Origin of the sequence: Paracoccus versutus (assembly GCF_000763885.1) — a bacterium.
GTDB lineage: Bacteria > Pseudomonadota > Alphaproteobacteria > Rhodobacterales > Rhodobacteraceae > Paracoccus > Paracoccus versutus.
Genome location: NZ_JRKO01000046.1, coordinates 1 through 15843 on the forward strand (window position 1 = coordinate 1; position 15843 = coordinate 15843).

The window sequence follows — 15843 nt, forward strand, 5'->3', positions numbered from 1 at the left end:
TGTCGATCACCACGTTGCGCCCCTTCGGGCCCAGCGTCACCTTGACCGCATCCGCAAGGATGTTCACGCCCTTCAGCATCCGGTCACGCGCGTCGCTGTTGAACTTAACTTCTTTCGCAGCCATCTGTTCTGCTCCTTGAATGGGTTATCGGAAGGGGACGATCAGGCGATGATGCCCAGGATGTCGCTTTCCTTCATGATCAGCAGTTCTTCGCCATCGACCGAGACCTCGGTGCCCGACCATTTGCCGAACAGCACCCGGTCGCCGGCCTTGACCGCGGGCGCGATCAGCTCGCCCGAATCCTTGCGCGCGCCTTCGCCCACGGCGATGATCTCGCCCTCGGCGGGCTTTTCCTTGGCGCTGTCGGGGATGATCAGCCCGCCCTTGGTTTTCTCGTCCGACTGGACGCGACGGACCAGAACGCGGTCGTGCAGCGGTTTGAAAGCCATTGTAGAACACTCCGGTGTTTCAGGTTGCAGTGTTGCAGCTGTTGGCACTCGGATCGGGTGAGTGCCAATGGCGAACCATCTAGGCGCCTGCCCGCGGCCTGTCAACGGTCTGCAATCGCGAAATCGGCCATGAAATCCGCTTGACGGGCTTTCCGCGGCGCGGCTAGGCCGAAGGGAAAGCAGCGGGGGCGGAGCTTATGGTGGAACGGCGTCTGAAGGCCCTTGTCATCGCCGAGGCGGCGAACCCGGAATGGGTCTCGGTGCCGCTGGTCGGCTGGTCGCTGGCCCATGCGCTGCGCGGGGTGGCCGATGTGCATATCGTCACCCAGGTCCGCAACCGCGAGGCGATCCTGCGCGCCGGCCTGGTCGAGGGGCGCGATTTCACCGCCATCGACAGCGAAAAGCTGGCCGCGCCGATGTGGCGGCTGGCCGAGCGGCTGAGCATGGGCAAGGGCGTGGGCTGGACGATGAAGACCGCGGTCTCGACCCTGGGCTACGGCTATTTCGAGCGGCTGGTCTGGCGCGCCTTCGGCCCGGCGATCCGCGCAGGGCACTACGATGTCGTGCATCGGGTGACGCCGCTGACGCCGACGGCGAACAGCCGCATCGCGCCGCTTTGCGCCCGCGCGGGCGTGCCCTTCGTCCTGGGGCCGCTGAACGGCGGCGTGCCCTGGCCCAGGGGGTTCGACAGCGAGCGGCGGCGGGAAAGGGAATGGCTGTCCTATGTCCGCGGCGCCTACAAGGCGCTGCCGGGCCGCGGCGCGATGCTGCGCCATGCCTCGGCCATCCTCTGCGGCTCGCTGCACACGCTGGGCGAGATCCCGGCGCGCTACCGGGCCAAGACCGTCTGGCTGCCGGAAAACGCCATCGAGCCCTCGCGCTTCAGCCTGACCGCGCCGCAGCCCGGCACATTGCCGCTGCGCGGCTGCTTCATCGGCCGGCTGGTGCCCTACAAGGGCGCCGACATGGCGATCGAGGCGGCGCTGCCCTTGCTGCGCGACGGCCGGATGGTGCTGGACATCGTCGGCGACGGCCCGCAGGCCGAGGCGCTGCGCGACCTGGTCGCCCGCGAAGCGGTGGGGCAGGCGGTGCGTTTCCACGGCTGGCTGCCGCATGCCGAGGTGCAGGGCGTCGCGGCGCAGGCGCAGCTTCTGGTGTTCCCCTCGGTGCGCGAGTTCGGCGGCGGCGTGGTGCTGGAGGCGATGGCGCTTGGCGTGGTGCCGGTGATTGCCGATTACGCGGGACCGGGCGAGCTGGTCGACGACGCGACGGGTTTCCGCATTCCGATGGGCCGCCGCGCCGATCTGGTGGCGGGGCTGCGCGCCCGGCTGGAGGCCATCGCCGCCGATCCGGCGGTGCTGCCCGCGATGGCGGCGGCGGGGCAGGCCCGCGTCATGCGCGATTTCACCTGGGCCGCCAAGGCCGCGCAGGTCGAGCGCATCTGGCGCGCGGTCGCGGCCGGGGCGCCCCCGCCGCAGGAGCTGCCGCTGCCGCGCTAGGCTGGCGCCCTGCGCCCGCCCGTGCCATGCTGCCGCCATCCTCGATGCCGGAACCGATCCCATGCGCCTCAAGCCGATGCTTACCGCCCTTTTCGCCGCCGCGACCCTGGCCTTGCCGGCGGCGGCGCAGGATTGCGTGGGGCAGAACCTGTTCGAGCGCATGCCGCCCGCGCGGCTGGCCGAACTGCACGCGGCCGCCGAGGGCGTGCCCTATCGCCAGGGCCTGTTCTGGCGGGCCGAAAAGGGCGAGCGGCGGGTGACGCTGCTGGGCACCTATCACTTCGCCGATCCGCGCCACGGCCTCGCCATGGACCGCTTCGGCCCCGAGCTCGACGAAGCCGCCCTGCTGATGGTCGAGGCCGGCCCCGAGGAAGAGGCGCGGCTGACCCAGGCCATGGCCGCGGACCCGTCCCTGCTGGTCGATCCCGAGGGGCCGACCCTGCCCGAGCGCTTCACCGATGCCGAGTGGAAATCGCTGGCGGCCGCGCTGGAGGCGCGGGGCCTGCCGGCGGTGATCGCCAGCCGGCTGCGGCCCTGGTATGTGGCGGTCATACTGGGGGTCTCGCCCTGCATGATGCGGCTGATCGAGGAAAGGGGCGATCCCGGCGGGCTCGATCACCTGCTGGTGGAACGCGCCCAGGCCGCCGGGGTGCCGGTTCGCGCGCTGGAGCCCTGGGACACCGTCCTGACCCTGTTCGCGGACATGACCCCCAGGGAAGAAGAGGACATGATCCGCGCCGCCATGCCCGCCGCCGAATATGCCGACGATTACGCGGTGACGCTGGCCGATACCTATTTCGCCGGCGACAGCTGGCTGATCTGGGAGTTCGGCCGTTTCGACGCCTATGACCATTCCGGCCTGAGCCGGGCCGCGGTCGACGAGCAGATGCGGCTGGCGCAGGAAAAGCTGATGGACCGGCGGAACGAAAGCTGGATCGAACCGATTGAGCAGGCGGCGGCCGAGGCGGCCGGGCAGGGCAAGGGCGTGGTGATCGGCTTTGGCGCGCTGCACCTTCCGGGAGAGCATGGCGTGCTGCGGCTGCTGGAGGAAAGGGGCTGGAGCATCAGCCCGATCATGCTGGAGGAGGGGACGGGCGATGGCGGATGAGCTTTGGCGCGAGGAACGCGAATTCTGGCTGGCCGGGGTGGCCGAGGCGGCGCGCAAGCTTGACGGCTCCTGCCTGATGGCCTTTCAGCCCAGGGGCATCATGAACCGCGCCGCGGTGATCGCCGCGCTGCAATCCGCCCCGCGCTGGCAGGAAGTGACCATGGCCGACCGCGCCAGCATCGAGACCGACGAGGTTTGCGTGCTGGCCTATCGCGCCACCGCGCGCCGCGCCGGGGCCGAGACCTATCGCGCGCTCTGCACCACGACCTGGATCCGCCGCGCCGGCGACTGGCGCATCCTGCAGCACCAGCAGACCCCGGTCTGATGCTGCAAGACCTGCGCAGGCACCTGCGCTTCCTGCTGAGCTTTGCGCTTGGCCTTGCCGCGGGGCTGGCGCTTTACCGCATGCAGCTGGTGGACCGGCTGCTGGTCTTTTCCGTGCTGTTCTGCACCGGCTACCTGCTGCTGACCGGGCTTCTGATGCGGGGCATCAGCGCGCAGGATCTGCGCGGCCAGGCCGACCGCGACGACGAGGGGATGATCCTGATCGTGCCGCTGGCCGTCGGCGCGGTGGCGATCAGCCTGGCCGCCATCCTGCTGACGATCCGCGACCCCCATGCCGGGATCGCGCTGCGCCCGGTGCTGGCGCTGGCCTCGGTGCCGCTGGGCTGGGCGATGATCCATACCGTCATGGCCTTTCACTATGCCAGCCTGTGGTATGCGCCCGGCCCGGACGGGACCGAGGCGCGAGGCCTGGGCTTTCCGGGCCTGGCCCCGGACGCGGATGCGGGGATCTGGGATTTCCTCTATTACAGCTTCACGCTGGGCATGGCGGCGCAGACCGCGGACGTGACGGCGCTGAGCACGCGGATGCGGCGGGTGACGCTGTTCCATTCGGCCTTCTCGTTCTTCTACAACACCGTGCTGCTGGCGCTGGCGGTGAATGCGGCCGTCTCGCCGGGTTGATAGACATTGCCGGGCCGCGCCCCTATAACCCCGGCGAATTTTCCGCCCAAGCTTCAGGGGATCCCCATGATCAAGGTTTTCGGCCACAAGGCCCCCGACACCGATTCGACCGGCTCGCCCATCATCTGGGCCTGGTATCTGTCCGAGGTGCGCAAGACCCCCGCGCAGGCCGTGCTTCAGGGCGAGCCGAACACCGAGGCCGCCTGGATGCTGGCGAAATGGGGCCTCGACCAGCCCCAGATCATCGCCGACGTGGCGCCGGGCGAGCAATGCGTGGTGGTGGACACCAACAACCCCGCCGAGCTGCCCGATTCGCTGGCCGAGGCCGATGTGATCGAGATCATCGACCACCACCTGCTGGCCGGCGGCATCCGCACGCGCCTGCCGATCAACATCACCATCCGCCCGCTGGCCTGCACCGCGACGATCATGCACGACCTGATCGGCGACGAGGATCTGGCCCGCGCGCCCCGCGCCATCAAGGGCGCGATGCTGACCTGCATCCTGTCGGACACGCTGGAGTTCCGCAGCCCGACCACCACGCCCCACGACCGTTTCGTGGCCGAGAAGCTGGCAAAGGATCTGGGCGTCTCGATCCCCGAATACGCGGCCGAGATGTTCGCGGCCAAGTCGGACGTGTCGGCCTTTACCGAGGAAGCCCTGCTGCGTATGGACAGCAAGGAATACGAGCTGGGCGGCAAGCAGCTGCGCGTCTCGGTGCTGGAGACGACCGCGCCGCAGGTGCTGCTGGACCGCAAGGCGGCGCTGATGGCCGCCATGCCCGCCGTTGCGGCCGCCGATGGCGCCGACGAGGTGCTGCTGTTCATCGTCGACATCCTGAACGAGGAAGCGACCTTGCTGGTGCCGAACGATTTCGTCCGTCAGGTCGCCGAGAAAAGCTTCAACGCCACGGTTTCGGGCGACAGCGTGGTGCTGCCCGGCGTCATGTCGCGCAAGAAGCAGATCATCCCGGCCCTGGCCGTCTGACCGAAGGGCAGTTCCATGACGCAGATCATCCGCTCGCTTGACGAGATCGCACCGAATTACGACGTCCTGTTCTGCGATCTCTGGGGCTGCCTGCACAATGGCGTCGCGGCCTTCCCGGCCGCGGTCGCCGCCTTGCAGGGCTTTCGCGCCGGCGGCGGGCGGGTGGTGCTGCTGACCAATGCGCCGCGCCCGCGCCGCTATGTGGCGGCGCAGCTGGACGCCATGGGCGTGCCGCGCGACGCCTGGGACGCCATCGTCAGCTCGGGCGATGCGGCGCAGGACGCGATGTTCGCCGGCGCCGTCGGCCGCCGGGTCTGGGCCATCGCCCAGCCCAAGGACGAGGGCTTCTTCACCGACATCCCCGAGGAATGGCGCGATGCCCCGGCCATTTCCCGCGTCGCGCTGGACGAGGCCGAGGGCATCGTCTGCTGCGGGCTTTTCGACGACCTGGTCGAGGTGCCCGAGGATTACCGCGCCCGGCTGATGCTGGCGCGCGAACGCGGGCTCAAGCTGCTTTGCGCCAACCCGGACGTGGTGGTGGACCTGGGCGAGAAGCGGCTTTACTGCGCCGGCGCCCTGGCCGAGCTTTACGAGGATCTGGGCGGCACCTCGCTGTATTTCGGCAAGCCGCATCCGCCGATCTATGACCTTGCCCGCCGCCGGCTGGGGCTGGGCGAGGATGCCCGCATCCTGGCCATCGGCGACGGCATCGCCACCGACATCGCCGGCGCGACGGGCGAGGGGCTGGACGCGCTGTTCATCACCGGCGGCCTTGCCTTCGACCAGTTCGGCGCGGATGTGGAAAACCCCGACCCGGCCCGGCTTGGGGAATGGCTGGCGCTGCGGTCGCAGAACCCGGCCTATGCCATCGGCCGGCTGCGCTGAACGGTTCGGTAACAATCCGTCCTTTCGGATGGTGCCCGTGTTATTTTGTTGCGCGCCCATGCTTTTGCTGCTATGCAGCATGAAGCCACTCATCGGGAGCATTGAATGATGCTGGACAACCTTCCGCGCGGCACGATCGTCATCGAGGATCTCGAGGTCGGGATGATGCGCTACCTGCAGAAGGTAGTGACCGACGAGGATATCGAGATGTTCGCCCAGGTCTCGACCGACCGCAATCCGGTGCATCTGGACGAGGCCTATGCGCAGGACACCATCTTCGAGGGGCGCATCGCCCATGGCATGCTGACCGCCGGGCTGATCTCGGCCGTGATCGGCGAGCAGCTGCCCGGCCACGGCACGGTCTACCTGGGCCAGACGCTGAAATTCATGGCCCCCGTCCGGCCCGGCGACATGGTGCGCGCCGAGGTCACGGTCGAGGCGATCGACCACGCAAAGCGCCGCGTGACCCTTGCAACCCGCTGCCTCGTCGGCGATACGGTCGTCCTGAAAGGCGAGGCGGTCGTTCTGGCGCCAAGCCGCAAATTCGACTGACAGGGCCGGCCGCCGGCCCACCGGGGGCCCGATTGCGCATCCATCACGACTGGAAAGCTCTGCCGCTCGATGCCCGCGGGGCCACCGTCGCCATGGGCAATTTCGACGGCGTCCACCTGGGCCACCGCTCGGTGATCGACGCGGCGCGCGCCGCCTGCGACGCGGCGCTCGGCGTCATCACCTTCGAGCCGCATCCGCGCGAGTTCTTCGCCCCCGACGCGCCGCCTTTCCGGCTGATGAACGTGGAATCGCGGGCGAACCGGCTGGCGCGGCTGGGGGTGGACCATCTTTACCAACTGCCCTTCGACGCCGTGCTGGCCGGGCTTGCGCCCGAGGCCTTCGCGCGCGAGGTGCTGGTCGAGGGGCTGGGCGTGCGCCATGTCACCGTCGGCTCCGACTTCTGCTTCGGCCGCAAGCGGTCGGGCGATGCGCAGACCCTGGCCCGGCTGGGCCGCGAGATGGGCTTCGGCGTCACCGTGGCGCCGCTGATCGGCGACGGTGCGGTGCAATACAGCTCGACCGCGATCCGCCAGGCGCTGACCGAGGGCCGCACCCGCGACGCCGAGCGCATGCTGGGCCATTGGCACCGCATCGACGGCGAGGTGCTGCATGGCGACAAGCGCGGCCGCGACCTGGGCTATCCGACCGCGAACATGGCGGTCGAGGGGCTGCACCTGCCGGCGCTCGGCATCTATGCCGTGCTGGTCGACGTGCTGACCGGGCCGGACCGCGGCAGCTACAAGGGCGTGGCCAGCCTTGGCGTGCGGCCGATGTTCGGCGAGAACCGGCCCAACCTGGAAGTGCATGTCTTCGATTTCGCCGCCGACCTCTATGGCCAGCACCTGTCGGTCGCCCTGGTCGAATACCTGCGCCCCGAGGCCAAGTTCGACACGCTCGACGCGCTGGTCGCGCAGATGGACCGCGACAGTGCCCAGGCCCGCGAGATCCTGGCGACCCGCTGATGCGCGAACGGTTCTGGGAACTGCCGCTGGCGCGCCTCGACAAGGAGGAATGGGAGGCGCTTTGCGACGGCTGCGGCAAGTGCTGCCTCAACAAGATCGAATATGAGGATACGGGCGAGCTGGCCTTTACCCGCGTCGCCTGCCGGCTGCTGGACGGCGAGACCTGCCAATGTTCCAGCTATGCCAACCGCCATGATTTCGTTCCCGATTGCGTCGTCCTGACGCCCAAAAAGCTCAAGGAGATCGCCTGGTGGCTGCCGTCGACCTGCGCCTACAGGTTGCGCGCCGAGGGCAAGCCGCTTTACGACTGGCACTATCTGATCTCGGGCGATCGCGAATCGGTGCATCGCGCCGGCGCCTCGGTGCGCGGCTGGACCGTCAGCGAGCTTTCCGTGACCGAGGACGACTGGGACGAGCATATCATCGAGGATCTTTCATGAATTTCGCCTCGGACAATGCGGGCGGCGTGCATCCCCGCATCATGGCCGCGCTTGCCGCCGCGAACGAGGGCCATGTGCCCTCCTACGGCCAGGACAGCATCACCCGCGCCGCCCAGGACCGCCTGCGCGAACTGTTCGACGCGCCCGAGGCGGCGGTGCATTTCGTGGCCTCGGGCACCGCGGCCAATGCGCTGTCCCTGTCGCTGCTGGCGCCGGGTTGGGGCAAGGTCTTCTGCCATGCCGACGCCCATGTGCAGACCAGCGAGGCCGGCGCGCCCGAGTTCATGACCGGCGGCGCCAAGCTTGTCCCGGTGCCCGGCGCCGGCGGCAAGATCACCCCCGAGGCGCTGGCCGAGGCGCTGGTGGTCCATGGCCGCGATTCGGTCCATGCCGGGCGGAACGCTGCGCTGACCCTGACCAACGCGACCGAATGGGGCACGGTCTACACCCCGGACGAGGTCGATGCCCTTGCCGCCGTCGCCCGCGATGCCGGGCTGGGGCTGCATATGGACGGGGCGCGCTTTGCCAATGCGCTGGCCGGGCTGGACGTGGCGCCGGCCGACCTGACCTGGCGGGCGGGCGTGGACATCCTGTCGCTGGGCGGCACCAAGGACGGCTGCATGGGGGTCGAGGCGGTGCTGATCTTCGACCCCGCGAAATCCGAGGAGTTCGAGTTCCGCCGCAAGAGGGCCGGGGCGCTGGTCTCGAAGCATCGCTATCTGGCGGCGCAGGTGCTGGCCTGGCTCGAGGGCGACCTGTGGCTGCAACTGGCGCGCCACGCCAATGCCATGGCGCATGAGCTGGCGCTGGGTCTGGCGCGGCTGCCGGGCGTGCGCATCGACCAGCGCGTCGAATCGAATGCGGTCTTTGCCACCATCCCGGCCGATCTGCATCGCCGCGCCTGCGCCGGCGGCCTTTGCTATCATCTGTGGCCGCACAGCCAGAAGGCCGAGGATGACGAGCCGGTCGGCGTCCGGCTGGTCTGCGGCTGGGACACGCGGCTCGAGGACGTGACCGGCGCCTTGCAGGCCCTGGCCTGACGCCGCCCGGCGGGGGGGTGGCGTCGCCTTGGCCTTGGGCAGCCCGGCGGGCGCGACCTGATCTTGCTGTGTGGGTATACCGTCCGGCATTCGCCCCCGAATTGCCGCGCCCCTAGGTCAGCGCGGCCTTCAGCAACCCCAGCGCGTGTTCCACGGTGGCGGCGCGCACCGCGGCGCGGCCGCGGGGGCCGAAATCCACCGTCTCGGTGCTGACGCCGCTGGCATCGGCGATGCCGAAGCAGACCCGGCCCTCGGGCTTGTGCTCGGACCCGCCGGGGCCGGCGATGCCGGTGACGGCGACAGCGACGCCGGCCTGCGAACGGGCCAGCGCGCCGGAGGCCATCTCGGCCGCGATTTCCTCGCTGACCGCGCCGTGGGCCTCCAGTGTCTCGGGGCGGATGCCCAGCATCTCGACCTTGGCGGCGTTGGAATAGGTGACAAAGCCCCGGTCCACCGCGTCCGACGAGCCCGGCACGTCGGTCAGCCGCCCGGCGATCAGCCCGCCGGTGCAGCTTTCGGCGGTGGCGATCATCACCCCGCGCCTGCGCGCCAGGTCCAGGACTTCGGCCGGGTCGGTCACAGCATCGGCTCCAGCACGGCATGGTAAAGCCCGGCCAGGATGACCGAGACCACGCCGGCGAACAGCCCCGCCCACAGGTCGTCCGCCATCACGCCCAGCGTGCCGCCGCGCCGGTCCGCGCGCCCGACCAGCCAGGGCTTCCAGATGTCGAACAGCCGAAACAGCAGGAAGGGCGCGACGAAGCCCGGCCAGGCCGCCAGGATCGAGACGCCCTTCTGCGCCAGCGGGATCACGGTGAAGCTCATGGCCAGCCATTGCCCCGCCACCTCGTCGATGACGACCCAGGACGGGTCGCCGTCGGCGCTTTGCGCCAGCACGCGCGGCACCGCCCAGAAGCCCAGCACCGTCGCCAGCACGAAACCCGCCGGCACCAGCATCGGATGCAGCCATTCATAGGCCGCGACCCCCAGCACCACCGCGGCGGCCGAGCCCCAGGTGCCGGGCGCCGGCCGCAGGTGGCCGATGCCGAAGAATGTCGCGATCAACTTGTCCATGATTACCCCTTGACCAAAGTGACGGTGGCAATGGCGGCGATGCCTTCCTCGCGCCCGGTGAAGCCCAGCCGTTCCGAGGTGGTGGCCTTGACGCTGACCCGGTCGGGCTCGACCCCGACGATCTCGGACAGCCGCAGCGCCATGGCGCCGGCATGGGGCCCGACCTTGGGCCGCTCGCAGATCAGCGTCACGTCGGCGTTCGAGATCTCATAGCCCATCTGCCGCGCCAGCATCGCGGCATGGCGCAGGAAGATATGGCTTTCCGCGCCCTTCCATTGCGGGTCCGAGGGCGGGAAATGCCGGCCGATGTCGCCCTGCGCCAAGGCGCCATAGATCGCGTCGGTCAGCGCGTGCATCCCCACGTCGGCGTCGGAATGGCCCAGCAGCGCCTTGTCATGCGGGATCTTTACCCCGCACAGCCAGACATGGTCGCCGGTGGTGAAGGCATGCACGTCGAAACCATTGCCAAGCCGGATGTCCATCGCGTCCCCCAGGATACGCTCGGCCCGCGCGAAATCCTCGGGCCAGGTCAGTTTCAGGTTGTCCTCGTCCCCCGCCGTCACGGTGACGGGCAGGCCGGCGCGGATCGCCAGTTCCACGTCGTCCGCCGCGCCCTCGGGATGGGCGCGATGCGCGGCCAGGATGGCGTCCAGCGCAAAGCCCTGCGGGGTCTGGGCGCGAAACAGCCCCTCGCGGCTGGCGGTGCCGGTGACGCGGCCGTCCGCGGCCCGCCACAGCGCATCGGTGACGGGCAGGGCGGGGGCGGCGGCGGGCGCGCCGGCGGCAAGCGCCGCGACCACGCCGTCGATCACGCGGGGCGAAACCAGCGGCCGGGCGCCGTCATGGATCAGCACATGGGTCACGCCGCTGCCTTCCAGGCTTTCCAGCGCCGCGCGCTCGCTGTCGCTGCGCGTCGCGCCGCCGGCGACCAGCACCACCGGGCCGGCAAGCTCGGCCAGGCCGCGCGCCATGTCCTCGGGCGCGAGCGTCACCACGATGCGCGGGAAGCCGGAAAAGGCGGCGATGCTGCGCGCGAGCACGCTTTGCCCGGCCAGGCCGCGCCATTGCTTGGGCAGGCCCTCGCCTGCGCGGGTGCCGCGGCCCGCGGCGGTGATGATGGCGGCATATGTGGCGGGTATCGTCATGGCCGCCAGATGTAGGTCAGCCGCCGCCCCGAGGCAATCGCCGCCGGTCAGGCGTTTCGTCGCGGCCAAAAGACGCAGCCGGTAGTGGCCCATGGCGCGGCTTGTGCTTATAAGGACGGCCATGTGCCGCCTGCCATTCAGCCAAGGATTCCCGTCATGACCGATCCCGCCGTCACCGATCTTTCCAAGGACGCCGCCGCCCGCGCCGCGGTGGCGCTGGTCGAGCCGGGGATGCGGCTGGGGCTGGGGACCGGCTCGACCGCGGCGATCTTCGTGCGCCGCCTGGCGCAGCGGGTGCAGGAGGAAGGCTTTGCGCTGCGCTGCGCCGCGACCTCGAAGGCGACGGCGGAGCTGGCGACCGCGCTGGGGCTGACGGTCGAGGACCTGGACGCCATCGGCTGGCTGGACCTGACCATCGACGGCGCCGACGAGGTGGACCCGGACCTGAACCTGATCAAGGGCGGCGGCGCGGCGCATCTGCGCGAAAAGATCGTCGCCACCGCCTCGGACCGCATGGTGGTCATCGCCGACCAGGGCAAGGTGGTGGACCGGCTGGGCGCCTTTCACCTGCCGGTCGAGGTGATTCCCTTTGGCTGGCAGGCGACAAGGACGCTGATCCAGCGCGCGCTGGACCGGCTGGAGCTGACCCAGCGCCCGATCCTGCTGCGCAAGCGCGCCGATGCGCCCCTGCGCACCGACGAGGGCAACCTGGTGCTGGACCTGGCGCTGGAATCGATCCCCGATGCCGAGGCGCTGGCGGCCGAGCTGTCCGCGATCGCCGGGGTGGTTGAACACGGGCTGTTCCTGAATATCTGCGAGCTGGCGATCATCGGCTGCCCGGACGGCTCGGTGGTGGAGTTGCGGCGCGAGGACATGGCATGAAATTCGACTACGACCTTTTCGTCATCGGCGGCGGCTCGGGCGGGGTGCGCGCGGCGCGGATCGCGGCCAGCGAATACGGCGCCCGCGTCGGCCTGGCCGAGGAAAGCCGCATGGGCGGCACCTGCGTCATCCGGGGCTGCGTCCCCAAGAAGCTGATGATCTTCGCCTCGCAGGCCGGGGCCGCGGCGGCCGAATCGCGCGGCTATGGCTGGCAGGGCGCGGGCGAGGGCCGCTTCGACTGGGCCGAGTTCCACGGGAAGCTCCTGCGCGAACTCGACCGGCTCGAGGGCGCCTATACCTCGGGGCTGGTGAATGCCGGGGTCGAGGTCCACATGCAGCGCGCCCGGCTGCACGACGCGCATACGGTCGAGCTGGCCGACGGCCAGCGCCTGAGCGCCAAGCATATCCTGATCGCGGTCGGCGGCCGGCCGCAGCGCCCCGACATTCCGGGCAAGGAACTGGGGCTGATCTCGGACGACCTGTTCACGCTCGACAGGCTGCCGGGCCGGGTGCTGGTGGTGGGCGGCGGCTTCATCGCCTGCGAATTCGCCACCATCCTGCAGGGGCTGGGCAGCGCCACCGTGCTGGCCTATCGCGGCGATGCGGTGCTGCGCGGCTTCGACGCCGAGATGCGCCGCCATGCCACCGAGCAGCTGCGCGCCATCGGCGTCGACGTGCGGCTGGGCACCAACCCGGCGCGGCTGGACCGCGAGGGGGCGGGCGTCCGCGTCACCTTCGAGGACGGCGGCAGCGAGATCTTCGACGCGGTGATGTTCGCCACCGGCCGCGCGCCCTATACCAAGGGGCTGGGGCTCGAGGAGGCCGGCGTCCGGCTGGGCCGCAGGGGCGAGATCGCGGTGGACGAATGGTCGCAAAGCTCGGTGCCGTCGATCTATGCCGTGGGCGACGTGACCGACCGGGTGAACCTGACCCCGGTCGCGATCCGCGAAGGGCACAGCTTTGCCGACACGATCTTCGGCGCCCGGCCGCGCAAGGTCGACCACCGGCTGGTGGCCAGCGCCGTCTATACCCGCCCGCATGAGGTGGCGACCATCGGCCTGACCGAGGAAGAGGCCGAGGCCTGCGGTCCCGCCGACATCTATGTCGCCAGTTTCCGGCCCATGCGCTCGCTTTTCGCCGGCTCGGATGCGCGGGCGGTGATGAAGCTGGTGGTGGACGGCGAGACCGACAAGGTGCTGGGCTGCCACATCTTCGGCCCCGAGGCGGGCGAGATGATCCAGATGATCGCGATCCCGCTGGGCATGGGCGCGACCAAGGCCGATTTCGACGCCGCCATCGCCGTGCATCCGACGCTGGCGGAAGAGCTTGTGACCATGCGCAAGCCTTCGCGCCGCGTGGGGGCGGCAAAAATGGACAAACCCGCCGCATCGGCTTGATTTTCCGGCCGAAGGCACCAGTTTCAACCAGACAGACATCAAGCGAGGCACGAGAGGTATGGCAGGACAAGGCCCCTGGGGCGGCGGCGGAGATGACGGCAAGGGCGGCAAGCAGCCGCCGCAAGGGGGCGGCCAGCCCCCCTGGGGCAGTCCGGGCGGCGGCAGGGACGACCGGCCGCAGGGTCCGCGCCGCGGCGACCAGATCCCCGAGATCGAGGAACTGGTGCGCAAGGGCCAGGACCGGCTGCGGGTGCTGATGGGCGGCAAGGGCGGCGGCGGTGGCAACCGCGGCGGCGGCCCGCGCCGGCCGCAGGGCCCGCAATTCCAGATGAGCCGCGGCACCTGGGGCATCGCGGCGCTGGCCGTGCTGGCGGTCTGGGCCTTTTCCAGCTTCTACACCGTCAAGCCCGAGGAACGCGCGGTCGAGCTGCTGTTCGGCAAGCCCGTGGGCACCGGCGAGCCGGGCCTGAACTTCGCGCCCTGGCCCGTCGTCACCGCCGAGGTGGTGCAGGTCTCGGGCGAGCGGACCACGGAAATCGGCACCGGCCGCGCCGGGCCGATGGATTCGGGGCTGATGCTGACCCGCGACCAGAACATCGTGGACATGGCCTATCAGGTGGTCTGGAACATCTCGGACCCCGAGAAATTCCTGTTCAACCTGGCCGATCCCGACGACACCATCCGCGCCGTCTCGGAATCCGCCATGCGCGACATCGTGGCGCGTTCGGAACTGGCGCCGATCCTGAACCGCGACCGCGGCGCCATCGCCGACGACCTGAAGCTGGCGGTGCAGAACACGCTGAACGACTACGAGGCCGGGATCAACGTGCTGCGCGTCAACCTGGACCGCGCCGACCCGCCGCGAGAGGTGATCGACAGCTTCCGCGAGGTGCAGGCCGCCCAGCAGGAACGCGACCGGCTGGAGAAAGAGGCCGACGCCTATGCCAACCGCGTGCTGGCCAGCGCCCGAGGCGAGGCCGCCGCCGTGATCGAACGCGCCGAGGCCTATCGCGCCGAGGCGGTGAACAACGCCGAGGGCGAGGCCGCGCGCTTCAACTCGGTCTATGACGAATATGTCAAGGCGCCGGAGGTCACGCGCCGCCGGATGTATCTGGAAACCATGGAGAAGGTTCTGGGCGGGGTGAACAAGGTCATCCTCGATGGCGAGGCCGGGCAGGGCGTGGTGCCCTATCTGCCGCTGGATCAGCTGCGCAGCGGGGCCTCGGGCTCCGGCAACACCAATACCGGCGGGGGGAACCAGTGATGAACCGTGCAATCTCGCTTCTGGCGCTGCCCTTCCTGGTCGTGGTGGCGGTCCTGGTCATCGCCGCGCTCTATATCGTCGACGTGCGCGAAAAGGCGCTCGTCCTGCGCTTCGGCGAGGTGGTCGAGGTGCGCGAGGAGCCGGGCCTGGGCATCAAGGTGCCCTTCCTCGACAACGTGGTGAAATACGATGCCCGCATCCTGGGCCTGCCGACCCCGCCGATGGAGGTCACGCCGCTGGACGACCGCCGCCTGGTGGTCGATGCCTTCGCGCGCTGGCAGATCACCGACGTGGTGCAGTTCCGCCGCGCGGTGGGCTCGGGCGGTATCGAATTCGCGCAGCGCCGGCTTGAGCCGATCGTGACCAATGCGATCCGGCAGGTGCTGGGCTCGGTGCCCTCGACCACGGTGCTGTCGGACGACCGCACGCCGCTGATGAACCGCATCCGCGACCTGGCCCGCGACGACGCCCGCGACCTGGGCATCCGCGTCATCGACGTGCGCCTGACCCGCACCGACCTGCCCGAGCAGAACCTGACCGCGACCTATGCCCGGATGCGCGCCGAACGCGAGCGCGAGGCCGCCGACGAGATCGCCCGCGGTGGCGAGGCCGCGCAGCGCGTCCGCGCCGCCGCCGACCGCACCGTGGTCGAGCTGACCTCGGAAGCGCGCAAGCGGGCCGAGGTGGTGCGCGGCGAGGCGGATGCCCGCCGCAACGCCATCTATGCTGACGCTTTCGGCCGCGATCCCGAGTTCTTTGCCTTCACCCGCTCGATGACCTCCTATGAGCGGGCGCTGAAGGGCGAGAACAGCTCGCTGGTGATCCAGCCCCAGGGCGAGTTCTTCGACTACCTGCGCAATGACGGTGCGGACCGGGCCAATCCGGTGCCGGTGCCGCCGCCCGCCGCCACCGAGTCGGAGTCCGAGTCGGAGGAGGAGCCGCAGACCGAAGGCGCGCTGCAACCGGGCGAGACCCCGGCGCCGGCCGAAACCGACCGCACCGGCCAGCCCCTGGGCTCCAGCGCCGGGGTGACGCTGACGCCGCTGCCGGAATCGCTGGCCAGCCCGCCGCAGGAAGAGCCGGTGGTGCCGCCCGCCCCGACGCCGGCCCCGGCCGACTGATCCGCGGGACGAACAGCGCAAAAGGAAAGGCGGGACGCGGCTTGCGTCCCGCCTTTTTCATGCCGGGGGCC

General features: G+C 70.0%; 18 protein-coding genes. 14 read left to right on the forward strand and 4 right to left on the reverse strand.

Annotated features, from left to right (window positions below):
- Window positions 1-162: 162 nt before the first annotated feature.
- A complete protein-coding gene (gene groES / locus IT40_RS19015) occupies window positions 163-450 on the reverse strand; it encodes a co-chaperone GroES (protein ID WP_036758429.1) in 288 nt (95 codons plus the stop codon).
- A 197-nt stretch (window positions 451-647) separates the two neighbouring features.
- Between groES and IT40_RS19020 the strand changes: the two genes are divergently transcribed.
- The 10 genes from IT40_RS19020 (at window position 648) to IT40_RS19065 (ending at window position 8889) form a co-directional block, all read left to right on the forward strand.
- Window positions 648-1949, forward strand: coding sequence for a glycosyltransferase family 4 protein (locus IT40_RS19020; protein WP_036758433.1), 1302 nt, complete (start codon window positions 648-650; stop codon window positions 1947-1949).
- A gap of 61 nt (window positions 1950-2010) precedes the next feature.
- Window positions 2011-3057, forward strand: coding sequence for a TraB/GumN family protein (locus IT40_RS19025; protein WP_036758436.1), 1047 nt, complete (start codon window positions 2011-2013; stop codon window positions 3055-3057).
- Window positions 3047-3382 (forward strand): DUF4440 domain-containing protein, encoded by a 336-nt coding sequence (locus tag IT40_RS19030; protein WP_036758438.1) that lies wholly within the window; start codon window positions 3047-3049, stop codon window positions 3380-3382. The genes IT40_RS19025 and IT40_RS19030 overlap by 11 nt, the downstream gene beginning before the upstream one ends.
- Window positions 3382-4023 (forward strand): DUF1345 domain-containing protein, encoded by a 642-nt coding sequence (locus IT40_RS19035; protein ID WP_036758441.1) that lies wholly within the window; start codon window positions 3382-3384, stop codon window positions 4021-4023. The genes IT40_RS19030 and IT40_RS19035 overlap by 1 nt, the downstream gene beginning before the upstream one ends.
- Window positions 4024-4089: 66 nt before the next feature.
- Window positions 4090-5010: a manganese-dependent inorganic pyrophosphatase gene (locus tag IT40_RS19040; RefSeq protein ID WP_036758444.1), complete on the forward strand. Its 921-nt coding sequence runs from the start codon at window positions 4090-4092 to the stop codon at window positions 5008-5010.
- Window positions 5011-5025: 15 nt separating this feature from the next.
- The gene (locus tag IT40_RS19045) at window positions 5026-5895 is read left to right on the forward strand and encodes a TIGR01459 family HAD-type hydrolase (RefSeq protein ID WP_036758447.1); all 870 of its coding nucleotides are present in this window, start codon (window positions 5026-5028) and stop codon (window positions 5893-5895) included.
- A 108-nt stretch (window positions 5896-6003) separates the two neighbouring features.
- The gene (locus tag IT40_RS19050) at window positions 6004-6447 is read left to right on the forward strand and encodes a MaoC family dehydratase (RefSeq protein WP_036758533.1); all 444 of its coding nucleotides are present in this window, start codon (window positions 6004-6006) and stop codon (window positions 6445-6447) included.
- Between the two features lie 32 nt (window positions 6448-6479).
- On the forward strand, window positions 6480-7409 hold the full coding sequence (locus tag IT40_RS19055; RefSeq protein ID WP_036758451.1) for a bifunctional riboflavin kinase/FAD synthetase: 930 nt from the start codon (window positions 6480-6482) through the stop codon (window positions 7407-7409).
- Window positions 7409-7849, forward strand: a complete 441-nt coding sequence (locus IT40_RS19060) for a YcgN family cysteine cluster protein (protein ID WP_036758454.1) — start codon at window positions 7409-7411, stop codon at window positions 7847-7849. Before IT40_RS19055 ends, IT40_RS19060 begins: the two co-directional genes overlap by 1 nt.
- Window positions 7846-8889: a threonine aldolase family protein gene (locus tag IT40_RS19065; RefSeq protein WP_036758457.1), complete on the forward strand. Its 1044-nt coding sequence runs from the start codon at window positions 7846-7848 to the stop codon at window positions 8887-8889. The genes IT40_RS19060 and IT40_RS19065 overlap by 4 nt, the downstream gene beginning before the upstream one ends.
- Window positions 8890-9001: 112 nt before the next feature.
- On the opposite strand, the gene IT40_RS19070 is transcribed toward IT40_RS19065, so the two are convergent.
- The 3 genes from IT40_RS19070 to IT40_RS19080 are packed head-to-tail and all read right to left on the reverse strand — an operon-like array spanning window position 9002 to window position 11108.
- A complete protein-coding gene (locus IT40_RS19070; protein ID WP_036758460.1) occupies window positions 9002-9469 on the reverse strand; it encodes a CinA family protein in 468 nt (155 codons plus the stop codon).
- Window positions 9466-9963: a phosphatidylglycerophosphatase A family protein gene (locus IT40_RS19075; protein ID WP_036758463.1), complete on the reverse strand. Its 498-nt coding sequence runs from the start codon at window positions 9961-9963 to the stop codon at window positions 9466-9468. Before IT40_RS19075 ends, IT40_RS19070 begins: the two co-directional genes overlap by 4 nt.
- Before the next feature lie 2 nt (window positions 9964-9965).
- The gene (locus IT40_RS19080) at window positions 9966-11108 is read right to left on the reverse strand and encodes a bifunctional 2-C-methyl-D-erythritol 4-phosphate cytidylyltransferase/2-C-methyl-D-erythritol 2,4-cyclodiphosphate synthase (RefSeq protein WP_036758536.1); all 1143 of its coding nucleotides are present in this window, start codon (window positions 11106-11108) and stop codon (window positions 9966-9968) included.
- A gap of 147 nt (window positions 11109-11255) precedes the next feature.
- Here IT40_RS19080 and rpiA point away from each other — a divergent pair, with 147 nt between their 5' ends.
- Genes rpiA through hflC form a run of 4 tightly spaced genes read left to right on the forward strand, consistent with a single transcriptional unit; the run spans window position 11256 to window position 15772 of the window.
- Window positions 11256-11990, forward strand: a complete 735-nt coding sequence (rpiA, locus tag IT40_RS19085; RefSeq protein WP_370362688.1) for a ribose-5-phosphate isomerase RpiA — start codon at window positions 11256-11258, stop codon at window positions 11988-11990.
- Complete coding sequence (gorA, locus tag IT40_RS19090) at window positions 11987-13387, forward strand: glutathione-disulfide reductase (protein WP_036758469.1); 1401 nt, start codon at window positions 11987-11989, stop codon at window positions 13385-13387. Before rpiA ends, gorA begins: the two co-directional genes overlap by 4 nt.
- A gap of 58 nt (window positions 13388-13445) precedes the next feature.
- Window positions 13446-14651, forward strand: a complete 1206-nt coding sequence (gene hflK / locus IT40_RS19095) for an FtsH protease activity modulator HflK (protein WP_036758471.1) — start codon at window positions 13446-13448, stop codon at window positions 14649-14651.
- The gene (hflC, locus tag IT40_RS19100) at window positions 14651-15772 is read left to right on the forward strand and encodes a protease modulator HflC (RefSeq protein ID WP_036758474.1); all 1122 of its coding nucleotides are present in this window, start codon (window positions 14651-14653) and stop codon (window positions 15770-15772) included. Before hflK ends, hflC begins: the two co-directional genes overlap by 1 nt.
- The last annotated feature ends 71 nt before the right edge of the window (window positions 15773-15843 follow it).

Excerpts from the sequence above, each read along its gene's own strand:
- groES (WP_036758429.1), bottom strand. The coding sequence starts at position 450 with ATGGCTTTCAAACCGCTGCACGACCGCGTTCTGGTCCGTCGCGTCCAG.
- IT40_RS19020 (WP_036758433.1), top strand. The coding sequence starts at position 648 with ATGGTGGAACGGCGTCTGAAGGCCCTTGTCATCGCCGAGGCGGCGAAC.
- IT40_RS19025 (WP_036758436.1), top strand. The coding sequence starts at position 2,011 with ATGCGCCTCAAGCCGATGCTTACCGCCCTTTTCGCCGCCGCGACCCTG.
- IT40_RS19030 (WP_036758438.1), top strand. The coding sequence starts at position 3,047 with ATGGCGGATGAGCTTTGGCGCGAGGAACGCGAATTCTGGCTGGCCGGG.
- IT40_RS19035 (WP_036758441.1), top strand. The coding sequence starts at position 3,382 with ATGCTGCAAGACCTGCGCAGGCACCTGCGCTTCCTGCTGAGCTTTGCG.
- IT40_RS19040 (WP_036758444.1), top strand. The coding sequence starts at position 4,090 with ATGATCAAGGTTTTCGGCCACAAGGCCCCCGACACCGATTCGACCGGC.
- IT40_RS19045 (WP_036758447.1), top strand. The coding sequence starts at position 5,026 with ATGACGCAGATCATCCGCTCGCTTGACGAGATCGCACCGAATTACGAC.
- IT40_RS19050 (WP_036758533.1), top strand. The coding sequence starts at position 6,004 with ATGCTGGACAACCTTCCGCGCGGCACGATCGTCATCGAGGATCTCGAG.
- IT40_RS19060 (WP_036758454.1), top strand. The coding sequence starts at position 7,409 with ATGCGCGAACGGTTCTGGGAACTGCCGCTGGCGCGCCTCGACAAGGAG.
- IT40_RS19065 (WP_036758457.1), top strand. The coding sequence starts at position 7,846 with ATGAATTTCGCCTCGGACAATGCGGGCGGCGTGCATCCCCGCATCATG.
- IT40_RS19075 (WP_036758463.1), bottom strand. The coding sequence starts at position 9,963 with ATGGACAAGTTGATCGCGACATTCTTCGGCATCGGCCACCTGCGGCCG.
- IT40_RS19080 (WP_036758536.1), bottom strand. The coding sequence starts at position 11,108 with ATGACGATACCCGCCACATATGCCGCCATCATCACCGCCGCGGGCCGC.
- gorA (WP_036758469.1), top strand. The coding sequence starts at position 11,987 with ATGAAATTCGACTACGACCTTTTCGTCATCGGCGGCGGCTCGGGCGGG.
- hflK (WP_036758471.1), top strand. The coding sequence starts at position 13,446 with ATGGCAGGACAAGGCCCCTGGGGCGGCGGCGGAGATGACGGCAAGGGC.
- hflC (WP_036758474.1), top strand. The coding sequence starts at position 14,651 with ATGAACCGTGCAATCTCGCTTCTGGCGCTGCCCTTCCTGGTCGTGGTG.